Source organism: Candidatus Neomarinimicrobiota bacterium (assembly GCA_022567655.1).
GTDB lineage: Bacteria > Fidelibacterota > SORT01 > SORT01 > SORT01 > JADFGO01.
In genome coordinates, this window is the sequence record JADFGO010000004.1 from 1 (window position 1) to 23,603 (window position 23,603).

Annotated in this window: 19 protein-coding genes; all 19 read left to right on the forward strand. The window is 43.1% G+C overall.

The features are described 5' to 3' along the window. The first annotated feature begins 341 nt into the window (after positions 1-341). Positions 342-1,265, forward strand: a complete 924-nt coding sequence (meaB, locus tag IID12_00700) for a methylmalonyl Co-A mutase-associated GTPase MeaB (GenBank protein ID MCH8287610.1) — start codon at positions 342-344, stop codon at positions 1,263-1,265. A gap of 2 nt (positions 1,266-1,267) precedes the next feature. Then, a complete protein-coding gene (locus tag IID12_00705) occupies positions 1,268-4,171 on the forward strand; it encodes a PD40 domain-containing protein (protein ID MCH8287611.1) in 2,904 nt (967 codons plus the stop codon). Between the two features lie 4 nt (positions 4,172-4,175). Then, positions 4,176-5,321 carry a PQQ-binding-like beta-propeller repeat protein gene (locus IID12_00710; protein MCH8287612.1) on the forward strand — a complete coding sequence of 382 codons (1,146 nt, stop codon included), beginning with the start codon at positions 4,176-4,178 and terminating at the stop codon, positions 5,319-5,321. Further along, positions 5,314-6,105: a hypothetical protein gene (locus IID12_00715; GenBank protein ID MCH8287613.1), complete on the forward strand. Its 792-nt coding sequence runs from the start codon at positions 5,314-5,316 to the stop codon at positions 6,103-6,105. Before IID12_00710 ends, IID12_00715 begins: the two co-directional genes overlap by 8 nt. Positions 6,106-6,189: 84 nt before the next feature. Beyond that, on the forward strand, positions 6,190-6,903 hold the full coding sequence (gene tatC, locus IID12_00720) for a twin-arginine translocase subunit TatC (GenBank protein ID MCH8287614.1): 714 nt from the start codon (positions 6,190-6,192) through the stop codon (positions 6,901-6,903). A gap of 186 nt (positions 6,904-7,089) precedes the next feature. Further along, positions 7,090-8,094 (forward strand): polyprenyl synthetase family protein, encoded by a 1,005-nt coding sequence (locus IID12_00725; GenBank protein MCH8287615.1) that lies wholly within the window; start codon positions 7,090-7,092, stop codon positions 8,092-8,094. Positions 8,095-8,138: 44 nt separating this feature from the next. Beyond that, a complete protein-coding gene (gene waaF / locus IID12_00730; GenBank protein MCH8287616.1) occupies positions 8,139-9,158 on the forward strand; it encodes a lipopolysaccharide heptosyltransferase II in 1,020 nt (339 codons plus the stop codon). Then, positions 9,155-10,444 (forward strand): hypothetical protein, encoded by a 1,290-nt coding sequence (locus IID12_00735; protein ID MCH8287617.1) that lies wholly within the window; start codon positions 9,155-9,157, stop codon positions 10,442-10,444. The genes waaF and IID12_00735 overlap by 4 nt, the downstream gene beginning before the upstream one ends. Then, positions 10,441-11,217, forward strand: a complete 777-nt coding sequence (locus IID12_00740) for an ATP-binding cassette domain-containing protein (GenBank protein ID MCH8287618.1) — start codon at positions 10,441-10,443, stop codon at positions 11,215-11,217. The genes IID12_00735 and IID12_00740 overlap by 4 nt, the downstream gene beginning before the upstream one ends. Then, the gene (locus IID12_00745; GenBank protein ID MCH8287619.1) at positions 11,214-12,050 is read left to right on the forward strand and encodes an ABC transporter ATP-binding protein; all 837 of its coding nucleotides are present in this window, start codon (positions 11,214-11,216) and stop codon (positions 12,048-12,050) included. The genes IID12_00740 and IID12_00745 overlap by 4 nt, the downstream gene beginning before the upstream one ends. Then, entirely contained in the window at positions 12,047-12,589 is a 543-nt protein-coding gene (locus tag IID12_00750) for a CDP-alcohol phosphatidyltransferase family protein (protein ID MCH8287620.1), read from the forward strand. Before IID12_00745 ends, IID12_00750 begins: the two co-directional genes overlap by 4 nt. Then, the gene (ftsY, locus tag IID12_00755; GenBank protein MCH8287621.1) at positions 12,586-13,518 is read left to right on the forward strand and encodes a signal recognition particle-docking protein FtsY; all 933 of its coding nucleotides are present in this window, start codon (positions 12,586-12,588) and stop codon (positions 13,516-13,518) included. Before IID12_00750 ends, ftsY begins: the two co-directional genes overlap by 4 nt. Next, positions 13,511-14,812 carry a 30S ribosomal protein S12 methylthiotransferase RimO gene (gene rimO / locus IID12_00760; protein MCH8287622.1) on the forward strand — a complete coding sequence of 434 codons (1,302 nt, stop codon included), beginning with the start codon at positions 13,511-13,513 and terminating at the stop codon, positions 14,810-14,812. Before ftsY ends, rimO begins: the two co-directional genes overlap by 8 nt. A 51-nt stretch (positions 14,813-14,863) precedes the next feature. Then, the gene (locus tag IID12_00765) at positions 14,864-17,590 is read left to right on the forward strand and encodes a hypothetical protein (GenBank protein ID MCH8287623.1); all 2,727 of its coding nucleotides are present in this window, start codon (positions 14,864-14,866) and stop codon (positions 17,588-17,590) included. 111 nt (positions 17,591-17,701) lie between these two features. Continuing rightward, complete coding sequence (gene uvrB, locus IID12_00770) at positions 17,702-19,708, forward strand: excinuclease ABC subunit UvrB (protein MCH8287624.1); 2,007 nt, start codon at positions 17,702-17,704, stop codon at positions 19,706-19,708. Continuing rightward, on the forward strand, positions 19,705-20,991 hold the full coding sequence (gene purD / locus IID12_00775) for a phosphoribosylamine--glycine ligase (GenBank protein MCH8287625.1): 1,287 nt from the start codon (positions 19,705-19,707) through the stop codon (positions 20,989-20,991). The genes uvrB and purD overlap by 4 nt, the downstream gene beginning before the upstream one ends. Then, a complete protein-coding gene (locus IID12_00780) occupies positions 20,988-21,929 on the forward strand; it encodes an NAD-dependent epimerase/dehydratase family protein (protein MCH8287626.1) in 942 nt (313 codons plus the stop codon). Before purD ends, IID12_00780 begins: the two co-directional genes overlap by 4 nt. After that, positions 21,926-23,110 (forward strand): sigma-54-dependent Fis family transcriptional regulator, encoded by a 1,185-nt coding sequence (locus IID12_00785; GenBank protein MCH8287627.1) that lies wholly within the window; start codon positions 21,926-21,928, stop codon positions 23,108-23,110. Before IID12_00780 ends, IID12_00785 begins: the two co-directional genes overlap by 4 nt. Positions 23,111-23,138: 28 nt before the next feature. Then, positions 23,139-23,600 (forward strand): LptE family protein, encoded by a 462-nt coding sequence (locus IID12_00790; GenBank protein MCH8287628.1) that lies wholly within the window; start codon positions 23,139-23,141, stop codon positions 23,598-23,600. The last annotated feature ends 3 nt before the right edge of the window (positions 23,601-23,603 follow it).

Here is a 23,603-nt window from a genome sequence, read left to right on the forward strand (position 1 = left end):
TCCCTAACAAAGTTGTGTTGCTTGCCGATGTGGAGAACAGGAACAATTTCACGAGTGAGAATTTGCCTATAATGAAATCAATGAATATGATAGGCGAAAAAGCAACGGCATATGTCTGTGAGGACTATGCATGCAAGCTACCTACGAACGACATTAAAGTATTTTTATCTCTTTTGGAGTAATTAAACTAAAGTAATTTAAAATAGATTACGGCGCTCTGCTGAATTGTATTATTTGTAAGGGGCGTTGAGTTTAATCAGATGATAGAGCCGGGAGAAAAATTGTATTAAGGGGAATTCGGCTTGCGTGGCAGCGTCTTACGAAGTATTATAATACTCACTATGATGCTTGATGTTCAAGATATCCTCAACGGTAACCGCAGAGCTATAGCAAGGGCTATCAGCTTAGTTGAGAATAATTCCGATGATTCAAAGGCACTTCTAAACAGTATTTTTGCGCATACCGGAAAGGCGCATAGACTCGGGATTACGGGCCCCCCGGGGGCTGGTAAAAGTACTATAGTAGATAATCTTGCCAAATTATTCAGAGAACAGAAGAGGAGCGTCGGAATAGTTGCCGTCGATCCTACGAGTCCGTTCACGGGAGGCGCACTGCTCGGGGACAGAATCAGGTTTCAGGAATACGCACAGAGCGATGATCTTTATTTCAGGAGCATGGCGACCAGAGGGAGCGTCGGCGGAATATCGAGAAAGACAGATGAAGTAGTTGACATACTTGATTCATCAGGAAAAGACGTAATACTGATTGAGACAGTGGGAGTCGGGCAGTCAGAACTTGAGATAGCCGAAGCGAGCGATACGACCATTGTTGTTCTTGTTCCTGAATCCGGAGATGATATTCAAGCCATGAAAGCCGGTCTGATGGAAATCGCTGACATTTTCGTTCTAAATAAATCCGACCGCGAAGGCGCCGATCTGGCTTATGCGAGCATTTCCAACTCTCTGCATCTTCGGGATAATAACGGCTGGGTACCACCGGTCATAAAAACAAGCGCGATCAATGGCGAGGGGATAGAAGAACTTATCGCGGCAATCAGCGAACATCATGATTGGATGGAAAAAGAGCAGACAGAAGAAAAATCACGGACGTTCAGGTTAAGAAAAAGGGTAAAAGAAATTATTAGTGAGGAATTAGATCAGAAATTCTGGACAGATAAGCGAAATAGACTACTGGACAAAATTCTCTCCGGAGATCAAAATGGAACTCAAACCCCGTATGAGATAGTTGAAGAGCTAAAGAAATAGAAATGAGCGGAAATTATTATCAATTGAAATTGATTGTCGATAGGCGTTTTTGGTGTTCATTGATCATTCTCATGAGTGTGGCTGAGATCGCGGACGCACAGTACCATTCGTTCGGGAGGAACAAAGTTCAGTACACAGATTTTGAATGGCAGGTGCTTTCGACCGATCATTTCGACATCTATTACGATCCCGATATGGAGGAGCTGACTCTTATCGGAGCAAAATACGCCGAGGAGTCGTACAAACTGCTGCAAAATAAATACAATCACACATTGAACTATCGGGTACCGTTAATATTTTACAGTTCGCATCTGTACTTTCAGCAAACAAACGTCATACCCAATATCCTCCCGGAGGGTGTAGGCGGGTTTTTCGAATATTTTAAGGGACGTGTTGTAATTCCAAGTGACGGTTCGATATCCCAGTTTAAACGGGTGATACGGCATGAATTGAACCACGTGTTCATGCACAGCAAACTTGTGCGGGTGCAGAAAAACCATCGAGTCTTAATTCCTAAGTTTCCACCCCTGTGGTTTTCGGAAGGGCTGGCAGAATTTTGGTCCGGAGAATCGGATACTCAGGCGGAAATGGTTATCAGAGACGCCGTACTTAATAATTATCTGGTTCCGGTCGATCAGCTGTTCACAATAGCCGGATCATACTTAATGTATAAAGAGGGAGAGAACTTACTTTCATTCATATCCGAGCGATACGGCGAAGAGAAGATTTTGCTTATAATGGAAAATTACTGGCTGTACTCCAAGTTCAGTGAGGTAGTTAAATACACCCTCGGCGTGGACTACAAAGAGCTGAACCGTCAGTGGACGTATCACTTGAAGAAAAAGTATTATCCCCTTTTAGAAGAGAAGGATAAGCCGCAAATGGCTTCGTCAATTGTAGATGAGGATGGATTTAACTCCAAGCCCACAATTTACACGGATAAAGACGGAATTAAGCAGGTGATCTACGTGGGAAATAAAATGGGATATTCGGGAATCTATCAAAAGCCATTTGATGCGCTAAAGCATGATGAACCTGAAGTTGTGCTTGTGGGCGAAAAATCAGGCGATTATGAGACGTTTCATCTTTTCAGGTCCTCAATCGACGTCAGTGAAAACCGCACTCTCATATTTGTTACAAAAAGCGGTGAGACAGACGTTATTCACAGAATCAGCCTTGATAACGGTCATAAATTTCCACCGTTGTTATTTCAAGATTTAGTTTCGATTGCCTCTCCCTCCTGGTCGCCGGACGGGAAAAAGATATCATTTGCCGGATTATCGAGAAACGGATATAACGATATTTATGTGTACGATCTATCTGATGATAATCTGTTAAAATTGACCAATGATTTTTACGACGATAGAGATCCCTCCTGGTCGCCGGATGGAAATCAGATATTGTTCGCATCGGACCGGACACAAACAGGACCTGCGGGTAAATACAACCTCTTCAAGGTCGGAATCAAAGATCTACAGATAAGATATCTCACTTTTGGAAATTTTAACGACCGGGCGCCAAAAGAGACCAAAGATGGAAAGATTATTTTTTATTCAGACCGGGGAGGCATGAATAATATATGGATGCTGATCCCGGTAGATAGAGAGGGCGGATTAAATATTATTTCTGCCTCTTTAAACAAAATGCCCGTGAGTAATCTGAAGAAATACCGGGCTGCCCGCATTACAAATTTTACTACTTCCGCGCTGGACCCTGTACTGAGTGACGACGGAGAGCTCATATTTACTGCATTTGAGGATTTTAGTTTCAAGATCATGAAATTAAAAAAATATAAGACGCACGAAATAAAGGTCGATAACGAGGTCGCTGTTCTCAACCGAACGGGATTATGGAGTCATAGTATATTGAAAAAGGACGTTTCGTCCATCAGCAAGAAATATAAAAGCGGTTACAGCCTCGACATAGCGCAAAGCCAGGTCACCCAGGACCCGATATTCGGTACGAGTGGAGGAGCGGCTTTCGCCTTTTCTGATATTCTCGGGAATAATCAATATTATATTCTCGTTTACAATAACGCACGAAGTTCGGGTGAATTACTAAAGAGTTTTAACGTGGCGGTAACCAAAATATCGCTGGCTGGAAGAACAAATATCGCCTACAGTGTTTTTCACCTAAATAACAGGAGGTTCAATCGAGTCAAAGGTTTTTTTGACGAGAGAAGATATGGCGGATTTTTGTCCGTTTCGTATCCGCTCTCATTTTTCAAAAGGATAGAAGCTTCCACGAGCCTAAGTTACTCCGACGAGGATAGGATAGGTATCGATTCCCGGCAGGCGTGGCTCGCCGTTAATTTCCTGCGATTCGTAAAAGACAACTCGCTTTGGGGACCCACAGGTCCGCTCGACGGTGAAAGGATTAGTTTATCAATTGGATATACAAATGATGTTCGGTACAACAACTTAAACTACTATACACTCATTGCCGACTACAGAAGATACTTTCGTTTCACGAGACGAACTTCATTTGCAACGAGATTAATGTACTTACACAGCCAGGGAAATCCGGACAGGGAGGTACAACGATTCTATCTCGGTGGTTCATGGACACTGAGACTATACCCGCGTTTTCAGGTTTGGGGAACGAGAGCATTTTTAATCAACAACGAATACAGATTCCCGTTCATCGACCAGCTGGGTATTAAATTTCCGTTTGGTACCATTGGATTTAGAGGTATCAGGGGCGCTGTGTTCTTTGACATGGGTAACGTTTATAATGGTGAATTGTTTGATGACAGGTGGGAAGACATCAAAGGGAGTTACGGAGTAGGATTTCGATTCAGGATAGGGGGGTTTCTCGTTCTGAGATATGATATAGGAAGAAGGACTGATTTTCGGGATTGGCCTGATACAATCTATAAACAATTTTTCTTCGGCTGGGATTTCTGACGGCATGATACTTATACACTTAATGACGTCGTTGATGCTATTGGCAATGTTGAGTTGTCCAGGTTCGATCAAGGTGACGAATATATCCACCATAAATAAGGATTCAGACTGGACACAGCTCGGGGGCAATCCCGAACATAACGGCAAGGCATTTAACGAGGTGAAACCGCCGTTGACTCAGCTATGGAGATCCTCTGTGGATCACGCACCCAACGGGAATTTAACAGCGGCACAGGGCAAAATATTTGTAGCCACGATGGGAGGTAAAGTCGTCGCACTCGATCACGAAACAGGTATATCATTAGGGTCATTAAATTTGGAGAAATCTATCGGGAAAGGAATTGCAATAGACGGCATACATGGCTACTTCGGAAGAGTGGGCGGTGACGAAACTTTATTCGGTTATGAACTCAGAAACGGAATTTACGTGTGGCAGAAAAAAATAGGTCCCGTAGAATCAATGCCCCTTGTTGTGGGAGAGCTTTTATATGTAACGACCGCTAACGGAGAGTTGTTTTGTCTCGACGCGGAAACAGGGACGGTAAAGTGGAGCTTTAAGAGCGGGAAGCCTTTTCATTCTACACCAACAAAGTCCGAGGGATTGATTTATGCGGCTAACGACTCCGGTTATGTTTATGCGCTGTACGCTTCGAGCGGAAAATTGAAATGGAAATACTTAACGGCAGCGCCTGTATTCTCCTCACCGATTGTTCATGGCGCTGATCTCTTCACAGCTAATCTGTCCGGACGTATATATTCTCTTGATAAAATCACAGGCGAAATTAACTGGGAATTCAGCGGAGAGGGAAGTTTTTATTCCATGGCTTCGATAGGCAATGACGCCTTATTTATAGCAAGCGGAAGCGGTATTCTCTATAAAATCGGCTTATCTCAAGGAAATTTAATCTGGGAGAGCGACTTATCAGCTCCGGTGAGTGAAGGATTACTCGTTTCAGGCAACTATATCTATGTGGGGTCACTAAATCATAATTTATATTGCTTGAGCGCCGAAACGGGTGAAATAGTCTGGCAGGAGAAACTTGACGGAAGAGTCAGAACCGCCCCCATCGAACACGCGGGAAAGATTTTTATCGGGGCTGAAGACAAATATGTTTACGCCTACTCAAATTTGGTTCAAGTGGATGAATAAGGTACTTATTCTCACTTTAACGCTGCTATTACAAACCGGTATGATAGAAGCTCAATCCGGCAGTGACAGCGATATTGAAATGTCATCTATCTTGATCACCGCACCGCGCGACGGCTTAACTCTATATATAGATGATTCGCTGATTGGCTACGTTACGAACGATACGCTGAGCATCCCGGCGGGTTTCCATCAATTGAGCGTTACCGACGGCAATTCCGACGTCTGGTCTGCAACTGATTGGACATGGTCGGGAATATTGGAACCTGACAGCGTCTATCTGTTCGAAGCAAAGATAGAAAGATTTACAATATTGAATACAATTCCGTTTGGGGCTAAGGTTGTGATCGATGGAATTCAGGTCGGCACCACACCTTTCGTTCTCAACAGTATAGAATCGGCGGTTGAGATTGTCATGGCAAACTACATGCCTGTTCGCCTGGAAGCTTCAGAACTTTCCGGGAAAAATATAATGACTATAGTCTTAGTTCAGGAATCTCCGGTTATGGCATCAGAATCGTCAGGTATTAAGCCTGAAATAACATCCGTCGGAGGAAGTATGGTCACCCGCTCGGCATATCTTCTGACAGCCGCATCGGGAATTGCAGCTGTTTGGTTCAAGTTCGAGGCGGATAAAGCGTTTAACGCCTTGCCGATGGCATTTGATCCGGAGGATATTGAGTATTATGAAAACCGAGCAAAAAAATATGACGATCTTGCAGCAATATCATTCGGAACATTTCAAATAGGATTCTTATATTCGATTTACCGTGCAATCCGCAATTGATTAAGAGCTAGAAAGGATTAGGGATAGGTGCAGGAGGAAAATTCCCATGACAGTGACTTAACAGAGGATAAAAAAGCCGGAGAAATGGGCTTTCTCGACCACCTCGAGGAGCTCAGATGGCGGATCCTCAAAGTTTTGATATCAGTTACAATTTTCAGCGTATTGTCATTCTTTTTTTCAGACTTCTTTGTCAATTTTCTTATTGAGCCGACGAAAGAAATGGATCCTCCCCTGAAACTCCAAGTCCTCAGGGTTCAAGGGATGCTGATAGTAAAGATGTGGATTGCGGTTTTAGGAGGATTTATAATCTCCCTGCCCACAATCGTTTATCAGGCGTGGCAATTTGTCTCACCCGGACTTTACCAAAGTGAAAAAAAGCACCTGCCAACTCTTATAGTTGCTACCTTCTTATCATTCATTCTCGGCGCAGCGTTCGCATACTACGTAATTATACCGCTGATAATTCCCACACTGCTTGCATTCGGAGTAGAGGGCGTGGAAAATAATATCTCGATAAATTACTATTTCGGTTTTGTGATACAGATGATTCTTGCAAGCGGGTTGATATTTGAAATGCCGGTTCTTTCGTACTTCCTGGGGAGAATAGGATTACTTACTCCTGCTTTTATGAGGCACTATCGAAGATATGCATTGGTAGGCATTATGATATTAGCAGCCCTGCTGACACCTCCTGACCCGCTAAGTCAGCTGTTGCTTGCAATACCGTTACTCATTCTCTATGAGATAAGCATTTACATTTCCGGAATCGCCTCAAGGAAACACAGAATAGGTACCTGAGCGGCATTGCCTTTATCTTCTATATGCTCACTTGAGTTTCGCATTCCCGGTCAAATGGATATTCACGGTTATTGCGTGTGTGTAAATGTGCCAAGTTCGATTAACGGGACATTAAAACTTGACCTTCAACAATCAGTGGATTACCTTTGCACTTTCAAATTTAAGGGCAATTAACGGAACAGATCGTTGGACTTATTCTTATCTACAAAAGCAGAAAAGATCAGAATGAAAAAGATCGTCGAGAATATCGGTGATGACCTGAAACTATTTAAAAGAGCCTACAAGTCCGCCATGCGGACGGATGTCTTCTTGATCAACAGGATTACAGGATACATGGCGGGACGATTCGGTAAATTACTGCGTCCTAAACTAGTAATTCTTTCTGCCCGTATGTTTGGGAATACAAATCAGAATTCAATCGCTTCCGCTGTCCTAATAGAACTGCTTCATACTGCTACCCTGATGCATGATGACGTTGTTGACAGGGCTGAGGAGAGGAGGGGAATACCCTCGATTCGTTCACTGTGGAAAAACAAAACCGCTGTGCTGATGGGAGATTTTCTATTCAGCAGAGCGTTGATAAACCTGATTGACCTTAAGGATTTCGATGCTCTCAGCGTACTTTCAAAAACAGCTGAACGGATGAGTAAGGGAGAGCTCCTACAGTTGGAGAAGAACCGGTCGACGGGGATGGACGAAGCCACGTATTTTAAAATGATCAGCGATAAAACCGCCTCACTCTTTTCAGCCGCCTGCGAAATGGGGGCGCTGACGACGACTGATTCCTCAGAACATAGAAAATCGTTGGCTGATTATGGAGAAAATCTCGGGATCGCATTTCAGTTGAAAGACGATCTATTCGATTTCACAGGCAAAAAGAAGCATACAGGCAAACCTGTCGGTAGGGACGTCAAAGAGAACTTGATGACTCTTCCAGTAATTCATTCTTTGTCCAACGGCAGACTCAGAGAATCGAGAAAATTCGTAGTTGCGCTCAGAAAGAGGAACGGAGCGCAGAATTTCGAAGAAGTTGTGGATTTTGTCAGAGGAAAAGGCGGTTTGGAGTACACAAAAGAAAAGCTTTTATTCCACAATCAAAAAGCACTGGACGCAATAGAAGGCATAAAAGAGTCAATCTATAAGGAAGCGCTCGTCAACTTCGTGCAATTTAACATCGACAGGTCAAATTAACTTTCAACTAATCAGCACGCACTTTTATTTAATAATTCTGTAACATGGAACGTAAACGATTCTTAATCATTAGATTAAGTTCTATCGGTGATATATTGCTTACGACTCCATTTATTCGATCATTAAGGCAACGGTTCGATGACGCCCTGATCGATTATCTTGTTAAAGATGAACACCGTGAATTATTAGAACATAATCCTTACCTCGACGAAATACATCCGTTCAATACGGCAAATGGACTCAAGGAGATACAAAAGTGGAGGAGATTTATACGTCAGAAGGGATATTCTGAGATATTCGATCTTCACAGGAACCTTCGTTCCATCCTTATGACCGGAGCAGTAAGAGGTGTAAAAGTGCGCAGAGTAAACAAAAGACTTGTGAAGAGGTACATCCTCATCAAATTCGGTATAAACCTATACAGAAATATAACACCTCTGCCCGAAAGATATTTAGAAACAGCATCGGCTTACGGGATTGAGGATGATGGAAAGGGGTTGGATCTGTTTCCTAACAAGAATATTGATATTTTCAATCAAAATAGGAGCTCGCACAGGTATAAAATCGCCATGGCGCCCGGAGCCGGATTTTATACAAAAAGATGGCCTATCGAATATTATGCGGAATTAGGGGACAATCTAATAGAAAATGCCGACGCTCAAATTATCTTAATCGGTTCCACGGAGAATAAACAAACAGCTGATGAGATAAAAAGAAGAATGAAGAACGATGTGAGAGATCTGACCGGTGATTATACTATCCCGGAGACGGCGGCAATTATAAAAACTGTTGACGCTGTGATTACTAACGACAGCGGTCTGATGCACGTTGCCGTTTCTCAGGATGTCCCTGTTGTATCTTTTTTCGGTTCCACCACGGAAGAGCTGGGTTTTTTCCCGTATAATGACAATAGTAAGGTTTTAGAGGTCAGGGGACTGAAGTGCAGACCCTGCACTCATATAGGTAGAGAGAGCTGTCCGTTGGGTCACTTTAATTGTATGAAAGAAATTACTCCCACCGCAGCCTACGAAGCTGTTGTCGGACAATTATCAAGAAAACTATGAAAGTTATATTATCCTTCATACTGTTTTTTATTTACTCTTACTTTTTACTCCCTATGTTTGTAGTCTTTTTGATAATTATTTCTCCGTTCAATAAAAAAGTGAGGGAAGGTATTGCCGGCAGAATAAGAAGCAGGAACGATATCAAGACTCTCGATAAGTCGCCCGCAAAAACGGTATGGATTCATTGTGCGTCACACGGTGAATATGAACAGGCGAAACCGATTATCAATGCCTTGAAAAGAAGCCAAGACGGGGTCAAAATAATCCTGACGTTCTTCTCGCCATCAGGTTACAAAAGGGTAAATGACGAAAACGTGGATTTAAAGTTATACCTGCCGTTCGATTTCCCGCATTCCATAAAGAGACTACATCAAGCGATAAAAGCGAGCGTTTTGATATTAGCAGGCTATGATGTCTGGCCAAACGCAGTAAAATGGACGCGAAAATCCGGCACTCCTGTTGTTATAATTTCTGCCAGATTGCGGCAGAACTCGCACAGACTTAAACCGGTAATATTGATATTTCAAAGATTCGTTTACAGTTTTATTGATGTGATTTTAGCCGTAACAGAAGAGGATGCCGAACGTTTTAAAAAATTGGGAATTAAAGGGAGTGCTATAAAAGTTCTCGGAAATACCCGGTATGACAGAGTCATCGAAAGAAAGGGCGAGCCGATCCTGAATGAAGAACAAATTTCTAAATTTTGTGATGCGAAAAGAGTGATGGTAATGGGAAGTATCTGGAGATCCGATTTAACAAAACTAATGAGTTCAATATTCGGGATATTAGAACGATACCCGGATTTATCTTTGATAGTGGCTCCACACGAGCCCCACGACAGCTTCTTAACCAAATTCTCCGAAGAACTACTGTCGAACGAGATCAGTTCTATAAGGTTTTCCGACCTGGACTCTAATTCAGCAGTTCACAGGGTTTTGATAATAGATAATGTTGGTATTCTTGCGGGTCTCTATAGATTTGCCGATATTGCTTATTTAGGGGGCGGATTTGGTCCCGGAGTACATAACGTTATGGAACCCGCGGTCTATGAAGTCCCCGTGTTGTACGGACCGAAACTGAAAAGCTCGGAAACAGCCCGTTACTTGAGTAAAACCGGTGGTGGATTTATAGTGGAAAACGGCACGGAATTTACGGAAATATTTGACCGCCTGTTCTCCGATGAAGAGTTCAGACTTAAAGCCGGAAAAGCCGCCGGGCAGGTTATTCTCGATAACATGGGTGCGACTCAACGAACGGCGGAGATAATTCAAGGATTGATCAGTTGATAAACCTGGTTAACGCATCCTATAAATTCAGCGGACAAGCGGGCAATAACGAATTTGCAATTAAGAATCTTTCGCTGATGATTGAAAAAGGGGAATTTGTTTCTTTGATAGGCTCTAACGGCTGTGGGAAATCAACAGTTGCAATGATATTAAACGGCGTGTATGAACTTGATTCAGGGTATTTAGAAGTGGATGGGATGAGGGTTGTCGATAAAACCGATAAGACCAACGCAAGAAAAAAGATCGCCGTTATTTTTCAAAACCCATCGGAGCAATTAATTGCCGGCTCGGTGGAAGCTGATGTAGCATTCACGCTTGAAAATTTCGGAATTGAAGTAAAGACGATTCGAGAGCGAGTTGATGCATCGCTGAATCTATTTAACTTGAATGACGTTAGAGGTAAGCATCCCGGAGAATTGTCCGGAGGTGAACAACAAAGGGTCGTCCTTGCGGGCGTATGGGCTCTTCAGCCCGATTATATCATTTGTGATGAGGTAACAACTTATCTTGATCATTATTCCACAAAGTTGATTATAAAAATGCTTCACGACTTCACCGAGAAAGATGGAGGGGTTCTTTTTATCACTCAATATCCTATTGAAACAATGAATTCCGACAGGCTTCTAATTATGAAGGACGGTGAAATTATATCCGAAGGAAAGCCGGAAAGTATACTACGGGACAGCGAGATGCTGCTGAAAGCAAATCATATCGTACCCCATGAAATCATTTTTGAGGAGCTGACTAAAAATTATTCAGGACGAGGAATTTGAACTTATTAAATCTAAATAAAATCAACTTCTCGTATGATGAGCTTCCAACCGGTAACTCATTTCAGCTGAATATATCTGATTTCAGTTTGGAAGCAGGTGAATCTCTCGCGGTAACCGGCAACTCCGGCGCGGGTAAGACTACTTTTGCAAAATTACTTTCCGGTATTCTAAAGCCATCGACCGGTGAATTTCAGATTTTGCAAAAAGGAATGAAAATCGGTATGTCATTTCAGTTTCCGGAAAATCAATTTTACCTGGACACTGTTTTGGACGACATTGTAGCGGGGCTATTGGCGAAAGGAACAGACGAAAAGGAAGCAATCTCCTCTGCCAAGGAAGCTTTAGAAATGGTCAATTTGAAACCTACGGTATTCGGAAAGCGCAGCCACACGACTTTGAGCGCAGGAGAACGAAGAAGAGCGGCAATAGCGATTCTTTTCAGTCTTCGTCCCGACCTGTATATCATAGATGAACCGACTGCCGGTCTCGATGGAATCGAGATAGAAAATCTTTCTAACATTTTCAACTCGTTATCGGATGAGGGAAAGACGCTGATAATAATTTCTCAGGATACAACCTTCATAGCGGAAACCTGTCAAAGGATAGTGCTTTTTGACAGGGGAAGCATAGTCTGCGATGATTCTGTTTACGATTTCTTCACCAACAGAGAGGTGACACAGAAGTATGGAATAGAAGTACCGCCTTCGGCTAAATTTGTGATGTCCAAAGAATTCATCGATCTGAGGGATAATACAAAGAGCCTAAAATTAAAAGATATTATGAGCTTAGTTGTGAATAAGAGGGTAGCAGAGGATAACATATTAACGGCATGAAACACTTCAACTTGCCAAACTGGATTTCTATCAGCCGAATATTGTTGACAGTTCCATGTTTAATGTTTTTTGATGCCGGGGATAATTATCCCGGTCTGTTGATGCTCGCGCTGATGATCGTTTCTGATTATGCGGACGGGATATTAGCCAGAAGAATGAAAATGGTTTCCGATGTTGGAAAAGCGCTCGACCCTTTAAGTGATAAAATTGTAACAGTTATACTGATTTCATATCTAATTTTGGAAAAAAGTTTTCCGATATGGTTTGTATCAACTCTTATTTTCAGGGACCTCATATTGTCGTATCTGGGGTTAAAAGTCAAAAAGAATACGGGTGTTATGCCTCAGGCAAACATGGCGGGGAAAATCGCTGTAAACGGCATCGCCATAATGATTATAGGGTGGTTCATGGACTGGGAATGGATGAAATTAATCGGGCTATGGGGAAGCGTAGTGATCATTTTATACTCGTCCGTTGTTTATTTTCGGGACTATTATAAACTGCTGAGGGTTGAAAATTTAAGTAAGGAGTCACAATAAAAACAATTTTTCAAAAATTCGTTTCCGGTCTTTCAAAGACTCGAAGTAAATTTCGGGCAACGCTGTCAGCGGCAGTAAGCCGCGCATCGAATCTGGATGAGGAACTGCTTGAGAATATAGAATCTGCGCTAATCCAAACTGACATGGGGATTGATATGGCGGCAGAATTAATTGATAAATTAAAAGCGGGGGTTGAAGCTGATATTTCGGAAGAGGAAATTTATGGATTCCTATCCCGCGAGATCAGATCAAAATTCTCCGGTCAGGATTGGGATATTGACGTTGGTGATGACCTACCCGCAAAGCCTTATGTTATAATGGTCGTGGGAGTGAACGGAACCGGAAAAACTACCACCGTCGGAAAATTGGCAAATTTACATAAAAGGCTTGGAAGGAAGGTATTGCTGGCTGCCGCCGATACATTTCGCGCCGCTGCCGTTGAACAGCTCACCGTATGGTCGGAGAGAGCCGGAGTTGATTTAGTCAAAAGCGACAGAGGAGCGGAACCGGCGTCTGTGGCACATAACGCTCTCACGTCCGCTCAATCACGAGGAATGGACGTTTTGATAGTTGATACGGCAGGGCGCTTGCATACGAGTAAAAATCTGATGGAGGAGCTGAAAAAAATAAAGCGGGTACTCGGAAAGGATGATGAGACTTCTCCGCATGAGATTTTGTTAACTCTTGACGCTAATAACGGCCAGAATGCTCACCGTCAGGCAAAAGAATTCAACGAAATGGTTGGCGTAACAGGGATAGTTCTGGCTAAATTAGACGGAACCGCGAAAGGAGGTATAGTTCTGTCCATAAACAATGAACTTGACATACCTGTAAAGTATATTGGTGTCGGTGAGGATTTGGAAGATTTGGAACCTTTTGAACCTGAGGCATTTGCCTCTTCGTTATTTTACGCAGGAGAATATGACTAAAAACGTAAAGATAGTAACTCTCGGCTGTCCGAAGAACGAAGTGGATTCCGAAGTTATGGGTAACGGTATTCAGAGAGCCGGATTCAACATTGTGGAAAATGCGGAAGAAGCGGACGTAATCATCATAAATACGTGCGGGTTTATCGAAGAAGCGAGAGAGAATTCGATTGAAGCAATACTTGATGCGGCAGACATAAAGAAAAACGGGCATGCGTCTGAACTCCTTGTCGCCGGATGTATGTCGCAGCGTTATGAATCCGAATTGAGAAAAGAGTTACCGGAGGTAGACGCTTTTTTCGGAGTAGAAGATTTCCGGAATATATTGACTCATTTAGGAGGTACCGAGGCTGCTCACTTTGCCCGTCCCGGCAGGAGGCTCCTGAACGAGACGAAATACTACGCATATCTCAAGATTGCCGAGGGATGCGATAACGAGTGCAGTTTCTGCGCCATACCCTCAATGCGGGGGTTACAAAAGAGCAGGAGCGTCGAATCACTCGTCGAAGAAACTGAAAAATTATTGTCAAAGGGGGTTAAAGAGATAATTCTTATCTCACAGGACCTCACTACTTACGGATGGGACTTAAAATCAAATGGAGACGGGAACGTAAGGATACATGATCTCGTTCGTGAAATATCCGGTGTCAAAGGCGTGGGATGGGTGAGGCTAATGTACGTTCATCCGGCTCACCTGACAAAGGAACTTCGAAATGTTATTAAAGAAGAGGAGAAGGTGTGCAATTATATCGATATGCCGATACAGCACATAGCCGATCGAATACTTAAATCTATGAAACGGGGCAGTGATGGAAATACCATTAAACGGTTAATTGAAGATCTGCGTAATAGGGATGATGAAGTAGCGCTGAGGACTTCACTGATAGTGGGATATCCGGGAGAGACTGATGAGGAGTTTCAGCAACTTTATGACTTTGTTTCAGAAACAGAATTTGACAGACTTGGAGTATTCACGTATTCTCATGAAGAAAATACAACTGCGGGATTCATGCAGGATGACGTGCCAAAGGCGGTTAAAATAGAGAGAATGGACGGCATAATGCTGCTCCAGCAGGAAATATCGCAAAGAAAAAATAGAATGATGTTGAACGGAACGTTCAATGTGTTGATAGATGAGTATAAAAACAAGAGTGGAGTTTCAATCGGAAGAACGTTTAAAGACGCACCGGAGATTGACAATATTGTGGTGGTTGATGAGAAGATAGACCCGGGCAGATTTGTCGATGTGCAAATCACCTCTACAGATGTTTATGAAGTAAGAGGAGTCCTGGCTTAAAGAGATTCGACGTATCTGATTAAACTCTTTATTTCGATCTAAGCAAGTCTTATGGCAGTGGATAAAAGAGCATCGAGCAACAGACTAACAACGTGGAGATTGTTGACGAACTCTCTTGTCTTACTGGTTACATTTTCCGCTCATATTCAATTCTCGTTTGCGCAGGAGACAGCTAACGAAAGATTCATAATATCACTCGATTCCGATCCGAATGCGAGAAATTATGAAGATTACTACGTCCAAAATCGTACTGACTTGGATGTTGCCGGGATAACGGTATTGCGAGCAATGAGAGAAAAATCTACTCTGAGTCAGGTAAAGTGGATTCAAAAACTTAACGATATGGTGCAGGATGGAAAGATAACCGACTTTCAACCGCTCTGGTTGATAGACGCAATAATTGTTACGGCGGATGACAGCATGATGGCATTATTTGAATCAGATAAAAATATAAAACACGTTTACGATGATATAGCGCTGACTAATCAGAGGACTGAACCGGTTCCGGTCGATACTTCCGTTTTTCACAAATTAAGGAACGTGATATCCGATCTGAAAGCAGCAAGCAGTAAAAAACCCTTAAATAACGGAGATGAAAGAAGGATAGCTCTCATAGGAGGCTATCTTCCGGAATTCTATCCCTACGGTCCGGAAGATTTAAGAACAAGGGAAACAGAAGAAAAATTCCTAATAGAAGAGGAGGCCGGTAACTGGGATTGGCTTGCCGTTTCGGCAGCGGGATGGTCAGATAGCTGGGATGATCGGGGTATAGCGTCAAGTTCCTCATTCGAGTACATTCCAATATTCAATGACGGCTATACCGTGAATCTTTCTGACATGCTCCTGATATTAGACGATTTAATGGATATCGCCGATGGAAAAAAGAAACCTGATGTGATAGGATTAACCTGGAAAGTCATGTTCGGGGTGGAATACGAACTTTTATGGGAAGCCATAAGAGCGATCGAATATTCCCAAACACCGGTTGTGATGATTTATCCTGAGAGTTCACCGGCGCCGGTGAACGAATTACCGGGATTGTTTGTGCAGGGGTACACCGATCAACCCCGGTTATCCGAATACGTTTTGGATATGCCGCAATTACTACAGACTCCGGACGGTTCGGTCTACTTCACCGAGCTGGTCTCTCTTGGATATGCAGTGGGGGCGTTAGCACTTTTAAGGAATTCCAATAACCGCTCTATAATAAAAAATCGTTATAATGCGTTGCGTTATGGAGCAGGATACAGGGAGGATTCTGCATTTGATCTTGACGTCGTTGTCTCCGCCCTTAATCTCGGTATCACTTCGGTTGAAGGTGCCTTAACACAAGCGGGAAGCAGAACACCTATACCGGGAGTACTTGTTGAAGTCGTTACGCTCAAGGAATCGAAATCTGGGAAAACGGATGAGCGGGGCCTCTATGAGATAAATATTGTTTCCGATGACGTTGTAATAAAAATCAATGATACAAAATTTTATCCGGATTCCCTGGTTACGAGTTTCCGGGGGAAAAACAGATACACGGCTGATTTTTCTTTAGTACCTAAAAAAAGGGTGATCGTTTCCGGGTCTATGGTCGATGACAACGATTTACCGGTACAGGGGATTATACAATACTTCATGGAGGATGAAAAATTCACGGAAGCAGACGTTGATGAGAAGGGCAGGTTCGAAGTAGAGTTAGTCCCGGGTAATTTCAATCTGAGAATTATACCCGAGTTTCCGTATGCGGTCGGCAGGTCGAAATACTGGGTCATAGACGGTCTCATGCCGCCTCAGAAGATCATGGTGAAAAAGGCGGACGTTGGCCTGATTTCACTCGATGGCAGTGATGAACTCTTAACATACTTTGCCTCTCCGCTTGACAGTCTGGAATTAACATATTCATTCAGCATTTGGGAGAACGACATTGATAAATACCAGACGCTGAATAATCTTGTTTATAAAACTGTGATAATATATACAGGGAGCGCAACACCGTTAACGTCTGTAACTTCGTTGTTGGAGGCGTTGAACGACTTCATAAATCAGGGTGGGCATGTTCTGTATTCGGGACAAAGGATTATGGAGTTTCTGAGTATGTACGAACCGTTCAAAGGTGACGGACTTGCACATGCGGGGAACAGGAACGAACTTCTGTTATATAACGCGAAATATACAGGATTACCCGTTTACACATCACTTTCCGGCGCCGGAAGTGCGGACAACCAAACAGATCCTGATGCGATTACCGTACCAACAGAAAACACTCCTTTTATATACTATGACGCACAGCAAAAGATAATTGCCGGAACCATTATACACCGAAACAGAGGAGGTGGCTACGTCATCCTTGGATTCGGACTTGAATCGGTGCACAAGCCTCATGGCAGCTCCTCTTTCACAAGCGGAATGGAGATGTTTGACTACTTGTTTAAAAAATTATGGATTGATTCCGAGCGAGGTATCCTCATCACAAGATTCGATTTTCCCATAACTGAAAATCATAATACTATCAGGTTACTGCAAAGCTCGCCGAACCGATATAAAGGTGAAGTAACGATCAAATTTTTTATTCCGCAACCCGCATCTGTAAAATTGGAGCTGTATGACCTGGGTGGAATCTTGGTAGGAAGTATAATGGAGGATGAGAGAGACTTGGGCGGATATTCGGTAACCTGGCAGCCGGCGAGAACCGGGCTGAATATGAATTCAGGTATGTATATCTTAGCGCTCCGGGTTCAGGGTACAACAGGAATCGAGCATTTACTTCTGAGTAAATTAGTATGGTTATAGTTTGTATACGCACTCAGAATAAAATAAAGCATCAAAATATTATGACAATATTACTTGATAATTATCAATAGTCCACCTAACTTTTAGGGTTATAACTGGGGAACATATGTCATAATGGCACTGTTTGAAATAGAATCGAATTTTAACCCGAGCGGTGATCAACCCAACGCGATAAAGGAACTAACATCCGCTCTCAAGTCGGGAAATGCCCACAACACCCTTCTCGGCGTCACCGGAAGCGGAAAAACCTTTTCAATGGCACATGTGATTAAAAATTTAGGGCTTCCCACGCTGGTCATCTCACATAACAAAACTCTTGCCGCACAGCTCTTCGGAGAATTCAAATCGCTATTCCCGAAAAATGCTGTTGAATTCTTTATATCATATTACGACTATTACCAACCGGAAGCGTATCTACCCGTTACTGACACTTTTATCGAAAAAGATTCTTCGGTAAATGAAGAGATAGACAAGCTTCGGCTTCGGACGACAAGCGCATTGATGGAGCGAAAGGATGTGATCGTAGTCTCTTCAGTTTCATGTATATACGGAATCGGGTCGCCAAAGGACTTCAGTGATATGTGCGTCATTCTGAACAAAGGCGAAGAAATTGATCGTCGCAAGGTTCTGATGAGTTTGGTAAATATCCACTACTTGAGAAATGACGCGGTGCTCGAAAGGGGCAACTTCAGGGTCAGAGGGGACGTGATAGAGGTATTTCCCGCTTACGATGATCATCCTGTCAGAATCGAGTTGTTTGGAGACGAGATCGAAAACATCTCCACGATCGACGCGCTGACGGGTGAAATATTGAATGAAAAGGATAGAACGGTGGTCTATCCCGCTAAACACTTTGTAACACCCGAGGAGAAAATGAAAGCCGCTATCGTCGAAATTGAAGAAGAGCTTTCACTCCGGCTTGAAGAGCTCAGAGCAGAAAATAAGCTGGTTGAAGAGCAAAGACTTGAGCAGAGGACGCGGTATGATATTGAGATGATCCAGGAGTTGGGATATTGCTCCGGTATTGAAAATTACTCAAGAATTATAGCCGGCAGAAAACCGGGTGCTCCGCCGGAAACTCTATTGGATTATTTTCCTGATGATTTTCTGGTGATGGTCGATGAGTCCCATGTAACATTACCTCAGGTCAGAGGTATGTTCAATGGGGACAGGGCTCGAAAGGAAGTGCTCGTCGATTATGGGTTCAGGCTTCCGTCAGCATTGGACAACAGGCCTCTGAAATTTGATGAGTTTATGTCCAAGATCAAACGTTTCGTGTACGTATCCGCTACACCGGGAGAATATGAATTAGAAAAGAGCGCGGGAGTTATTATCGAGCAGTTGGTGCGTCCTACCGGTTTGCTCGATCCCGAAATTGAGGTATTACCGACTAAGGGGCAGATCGATCACCTCGTAGCGAGTATCAGAGAGAGAGTGGAATCGGGAGAAAGAGTTCTGGTTATTACCTTAACGAAAAGAATGTCGGAGGATTTGACAGATTATCTTACCGAAATAAAAATTAACGTCCGATATTTACATTCGGAAATCGGAGCGTTGGAAAGGGTAAAAATATTAAGAGATTTGCGGTTAAATAAATTTGACGTACTTGTTGGAATAAATCTTCTGCGAGAGGGTCTCGACCTTCCCGAGGTGTCTCTTGTTGCGATACTTGATGCGGATAAGGAAGGTTTTTTAAGATCGGAAGTTTCTCTGATGCAAACGGCTGGCAGGGCAGCGAGAAACGTGTCAGGCAAGGTATTGTTTTACGCCGACAGAATTACCAATTCTATGCAGAAGGTAATTGACGAAACTAATCGAAGAAGAAAAAAACAGGCGGAATTCAATAAAAAGCACGGCATCATTCCCAAAACTATAGTAAAGAGTGATGAACAAGTAATGCGTACGACCGCAGTGGCGGATTCGTATTCAGGTATTTCTAAAGAGAGAAGATTGAGCTCGATTTCGGAGAAATATTCAGATCAACTGGATAAACTCGACTTTTTGGACATACTACGAAAAGAGATGACATCGGCTGCGGAAAAATTAGATTTCGAAATCGCCGCGGAACTGAGGGATGAAATAAAAAAGATAGAAGACGAAATAGGAGCCGCTGCTTGAAGATTCTTGTAATAGGTTCCGGCGGGAGGGAACATGCGCTTGTTTGGAAGATCGCTCAAGACGATAGGGTAGAGAAAATATATTGCGCCCCCGGAAACCCCGGAATGAAAGACGTTGAACTCCTGGATATCAAGACTACCGATATTGAAAGTCTCATAACGGCTGTAAAGACTGAACATATTGATTTTACTGTTGTCGGGCCTGAACAACCGCTGGTTGACGGGATAGTCGATTCCTTTGAATCTGAGGGACTTAAGATATTCGGACCGAGTGCGGAGGCATCTCAATTGGAAGGGAGTAAGTATTTTGCAAAGAGGTTTATGGAACGATATTCTATCCCCACTTCGAATTACGCATATTTTGATAATGCTGAAGAAGCGCTCCAATATATAAATCAAGAGACAATCCCATGCGTAGTAAAAGCGAGCGGTCTTGCAGCTGGGAAAGGAGCGGTCATTTGTAATAAAATCGAAGAAGCAAAAGATTGTATTGATTCAATGATGATAAGAAAAGATTTTGGAAAATCCGGCGACATGGTCTTGATAGAGGAACTCATGATAGGCGAGGAAGCGTCGATTCTTGCCATCTCAGACGGTGAAAATTACGTTATTCTTCCGAGTTCTCAGGATCATAAGAGAGTTTATGACAACGATGAAGGCCCAAATACCGGCGGTATGGGAGCTTACTCGCCTGCTCCGGTAATATCAGAAGAGATGTTATCAGAGATTGAAAGTAAAATAATCGAACCGACCATACGGGGGATGGCGCAGGACGGCACTCCTTTCAAGGGTTTATTATATGCTGGAATTATGGTCACTTCTGACGGTCCGAAAGTTGTTGAATTCAACGTAAGGTTTGGCGACCCGGAAGCGCAGGTCGTGATACCCTTGTTAGGCAACGAATTTCTTGACCTGCTTATGGACTCCGCTTCCGGTGAAATTTCACCACCTTACTCATCGGTCGATAGATCCAAACACGCTTCATGCGTTGTTCTTGCTTCAGAGGGATATCCAGCTGAATATGAGGTGGGACATAAAATATCCGGGCTCGATGACGACCTGAACAACGACGTCGTGATATTTCATGCGGGCACTATTTTGGATAAAGAAGAGTATTACACGAATGGAGGTAGAGTACTTACAATTAGCGGTATAGGGAGCACACTTAAAGGTTCACTTGATGTTGTATACGCCACTGTCGACAGAGTTTCTTTTCAGGGTGTACATTACAGAACTGATATCGGTCAGCGAGGTCTGAAATATCAGGAAGCAGTCGCAGAATGAATATCCTCGTTACGGGCGGAGCGGGATTCATAGGGTCTCATATTGTGGATAAATATGTTGAACTCGGACATAACGTTGAGGTCATTGATGATATGTCAAAAGGAAAAGAAGTAAACAAGAGAGACGACGTTGTTTACCATGAAATGGACATCCGGTCTAAGGAAGTTTCGAGAATATTTGACAAGGGTAATTTTGACGTAATTAATCATCATGCAGCGCAAATGGATATACGGAAATCGGTGGATAACCCGGCCGAGGACGCTGATATAAACATAATCGGGAGTCTGAACCTTATCAATAATTGCGTAAGAAAAGGAGTCAAGCAGATAATATTCGCTTCCACAGGCGGAGCGATATACGGAGAACAGTCTGAATATCCTGCACCGGAAGATCATGATACCAATCCGGTATCACCTTACGGCGTTTCAAAACTATCGCTCGAAAAATACCTACACTATTTTAATGTCGAGTACGGTTTGAATTTCAACGTTCTCCGCTATTCAAATGTTTACGGTCCGCGCCAGAATCCCGATGGAGAGGCGGGGGTAATCGCCATATTTGCGTTGAAATTACTAAAAAATGAAGATGTAGTGATTAACGGTGACGGGAAACAAACCCGTGATTACACCTACATAGATGATATTGTGCGACTGAATGCAAAGGTTTTGGGCGCTGATGATAACTCAATTGTCAATGCGGGAAGAGGAGTTGAAATTGACGTCAATGAACTCTATGAGATTCTAAGCAAAAAGACCGATTCAACAAGGCATGCGACTCATGGTCCTGCAGTGTCCGGGGAACAGCGGCGAAGTAGTATTGCATCGGATAGGGCAGAGAGACTATATGGCTGGAAAGCCGAAATTGAAATTGAAGAGGGAATTGAAAGAACTGTCGAATTTTTCAAGCGATACATTAAGAACGGTGGTAACGCAAGATGAAAAGCCTTCCTGAAACTAAGATCGAGCGTCTTCAGAAGAAGTACGGACTGATAGGAATTTCAGAAGAAATCAAGGACGTTGTCAGAACCATAGAGCAGGTGGGACCGACAGATATATCTGTGCTGATAGAAGGAGAGTCAGGCACCGGGAAAGAATTAGCCGCGAGGGCATTACACGAGGAGAGTGGAAGATCTTCCAAACCGCTCGTTATCGTGAATGCAGGCGCCATTCCCGAAGGGCTGATTGAGAGTGAGCTCTTTGGTCACGAGAAAGGATCTTTTACAGGTGCTTATTCGGACCGGAAAGGATACTTTGAGGAAGCTGACGGCGGTACGATATTTCTCGATGAGATAGGTGAAATGCCGTTGAACACGCAGGTAAAATTATTGAGGGTTCTCGAACAAAAAGAGTTTCAGAGAGTCGGGAGCGCAAATACCCGGACTCTCAACGTTCGCATAATTGCGGCGACGAATAGAAATCTGAAGGAGCTGGTCAGTGCAAACGAATTTCGCAGAGACTTATATTATAGGCTCAAATCAATAAGCATCATCATGCCGACGCTTAGAAAGAGAGTTGCCGACATTGAGATTCTCTCCCAAATATTCGCAAACGAAAGAGCACAAAGCCTCAATATCACTTTCGGCGGTTTCACTGACGATGCGATTCAGATGCTTGAATCTCACAACTGGCCGGGGAATGTGCGCGAGCTGAAGAATCTTATGGAAAGTCTGATAGTTCTTGAAAAGGGGAAAGTAATCACCGGCAAGGTTCTTAAAAAACACCTGTACGATCAGGAAGAAACGATTTCAACCGGTTCGACAAATTTACCCGTTCATTTGGAGAAAGACAGCGCCACAGCGGAACGGGAGATGATAATCAGAACGTTATTTCTTTTAAGGAATGATATATCGGAAATGAAAGATATGCTCGCAAACCGTTTGATGCTTCAACCTCGCCGGGGAGGCTTGGAATCAGAAAAGACTAATTATTCGGACGCGTTTGAAGAATCTGCTGTTGTAGTGAGTAACAAAGAGGTTGGAAACGTATCGATGCAGGATATGGAGAAGGAACTGATTATATCCACTCTTGATAAATACAGAGGCAACAGGCGGATGTCTTCTGAATCTCTCGGCATAAGCGAACGCACATTATATAGGAAGATTAAAGAGTATGACATTTAATCAATATTCCAGAAATATTTTTATCTTGATGTCAGTCGTGTTTATCTCCTGCGGCCCATATTCGTTTTCCGGTTCCTCAGTACCGGGGCATATTAAATCTGTCGCTATACCGCTATTCGAAAACGAAACGGCAGAATTCGGAATAAAAGAAAAAGTAACCGATGCCCTTCTTGATAATTTTATCAAAGAAAATATCCTCCAGATTGCGGATAAAAAAAATGCAGATTCAATCATACAGGGGACAATAACAAGAGTATCGGACGCGCCCTATACTTTTGATGAGAACGAAGACGTGCAGGAATTCAGGGTAAGTATTTCAATAGATATCGTCTGGTACGATCAGATTAAAAATGTTGATCTCTTTGAGGGTGGAATTATTGGATGGGGTGTATATTCAGCTTCGTCTCCTGAGGAGCGTGCAGACGGCTTGGATCAAGCTGTGGAAAGATTGGTTACGGAGATAATAAACCAAACACTCTCCGGATGGTAAAAA

Coding starts and splice junctions, on each gene's coding strand:
- IID12_00715 (MCH8287613.1), top strand. CDS start 5,314: ATGAATAAGGTACTTATTCTCACTTTAACGCTGCTATTACAAACCGGT.
- IID12_00750 (MCH8287620.1), top strand. CDS start 12,047: ATGAAACACTTCAACTTGCCAAACTGGATTTCTATCAGCCGAATATTG.
- IID12_00790 (MCH8287628.1), top strand. CDS start 23,139: ATGTCAGTCGTGTTTATCTCCTGCGGCCCATATTCGTTTTCCGGTTCC.
- IID12_00785 (MCH8287627.1), top strand. CDS start 21,926: ATGAAAAGCCTTCCTGAAACTAAGATCGAGCGTCTTCAGAAGAAGTAC.
- meaB (MCH8287610.1), top strand. CDS start 342: ATGATGCTTGATGTTCAAGATATCCTCAACGGTAACCGCAGAGCTATA.
- rimO (MCH8287622.1), top strand. CDS start 13,511: ATGACTAAAAACGTAAAGATAGTAACTCTCGGCTGTCCGAAGAACGAA.
- waaF (MCH8287616.1), top strand. CDS start 8,139: ATGGAACGTAAACGATTCTTAATCATTAGATTAAGTTCTATCGGTGAT.
- IID12_00705 (MCH8287611.1), top strand. CDS start 1,268: ATGAGCGGAAATTATTATCAATTGAAATTGATTGTCGATAGGCGTTTT.
- IID12_00780 (MCH8287626.1), top strand. CDS start 20,988: ATGAATATCCTCGTTACGGGCGGAGCGGGATTCATAGGGTCTCATATT.
- IID12_00765 (MCH8287623.1), top strand. CDS start 14,864: ATGGCAGTGGATAAAAGAGCATCGAGCAACAGACTAACAACGTGGAGA.
- tatC (MCH8287614.1), top strand. CDS start 6,190: ATGGGCTTTCTCGACCACCTCGAGGAGCTCAGATGGCGGATCCTCAAA.
- IID12_00710 (MCH8287612.1), top strand. CDS start 4,176: ATGATACTTATACACTTAATGACGTCGTTGATGCTATTGGCAATGTTG.
- IID12_00735 (MCH8287617.1), top strand. CDS start 9,155: ATGAAAGTTATATTATCCTTCATACTGTTTTTTATTTACTCTTACTTT.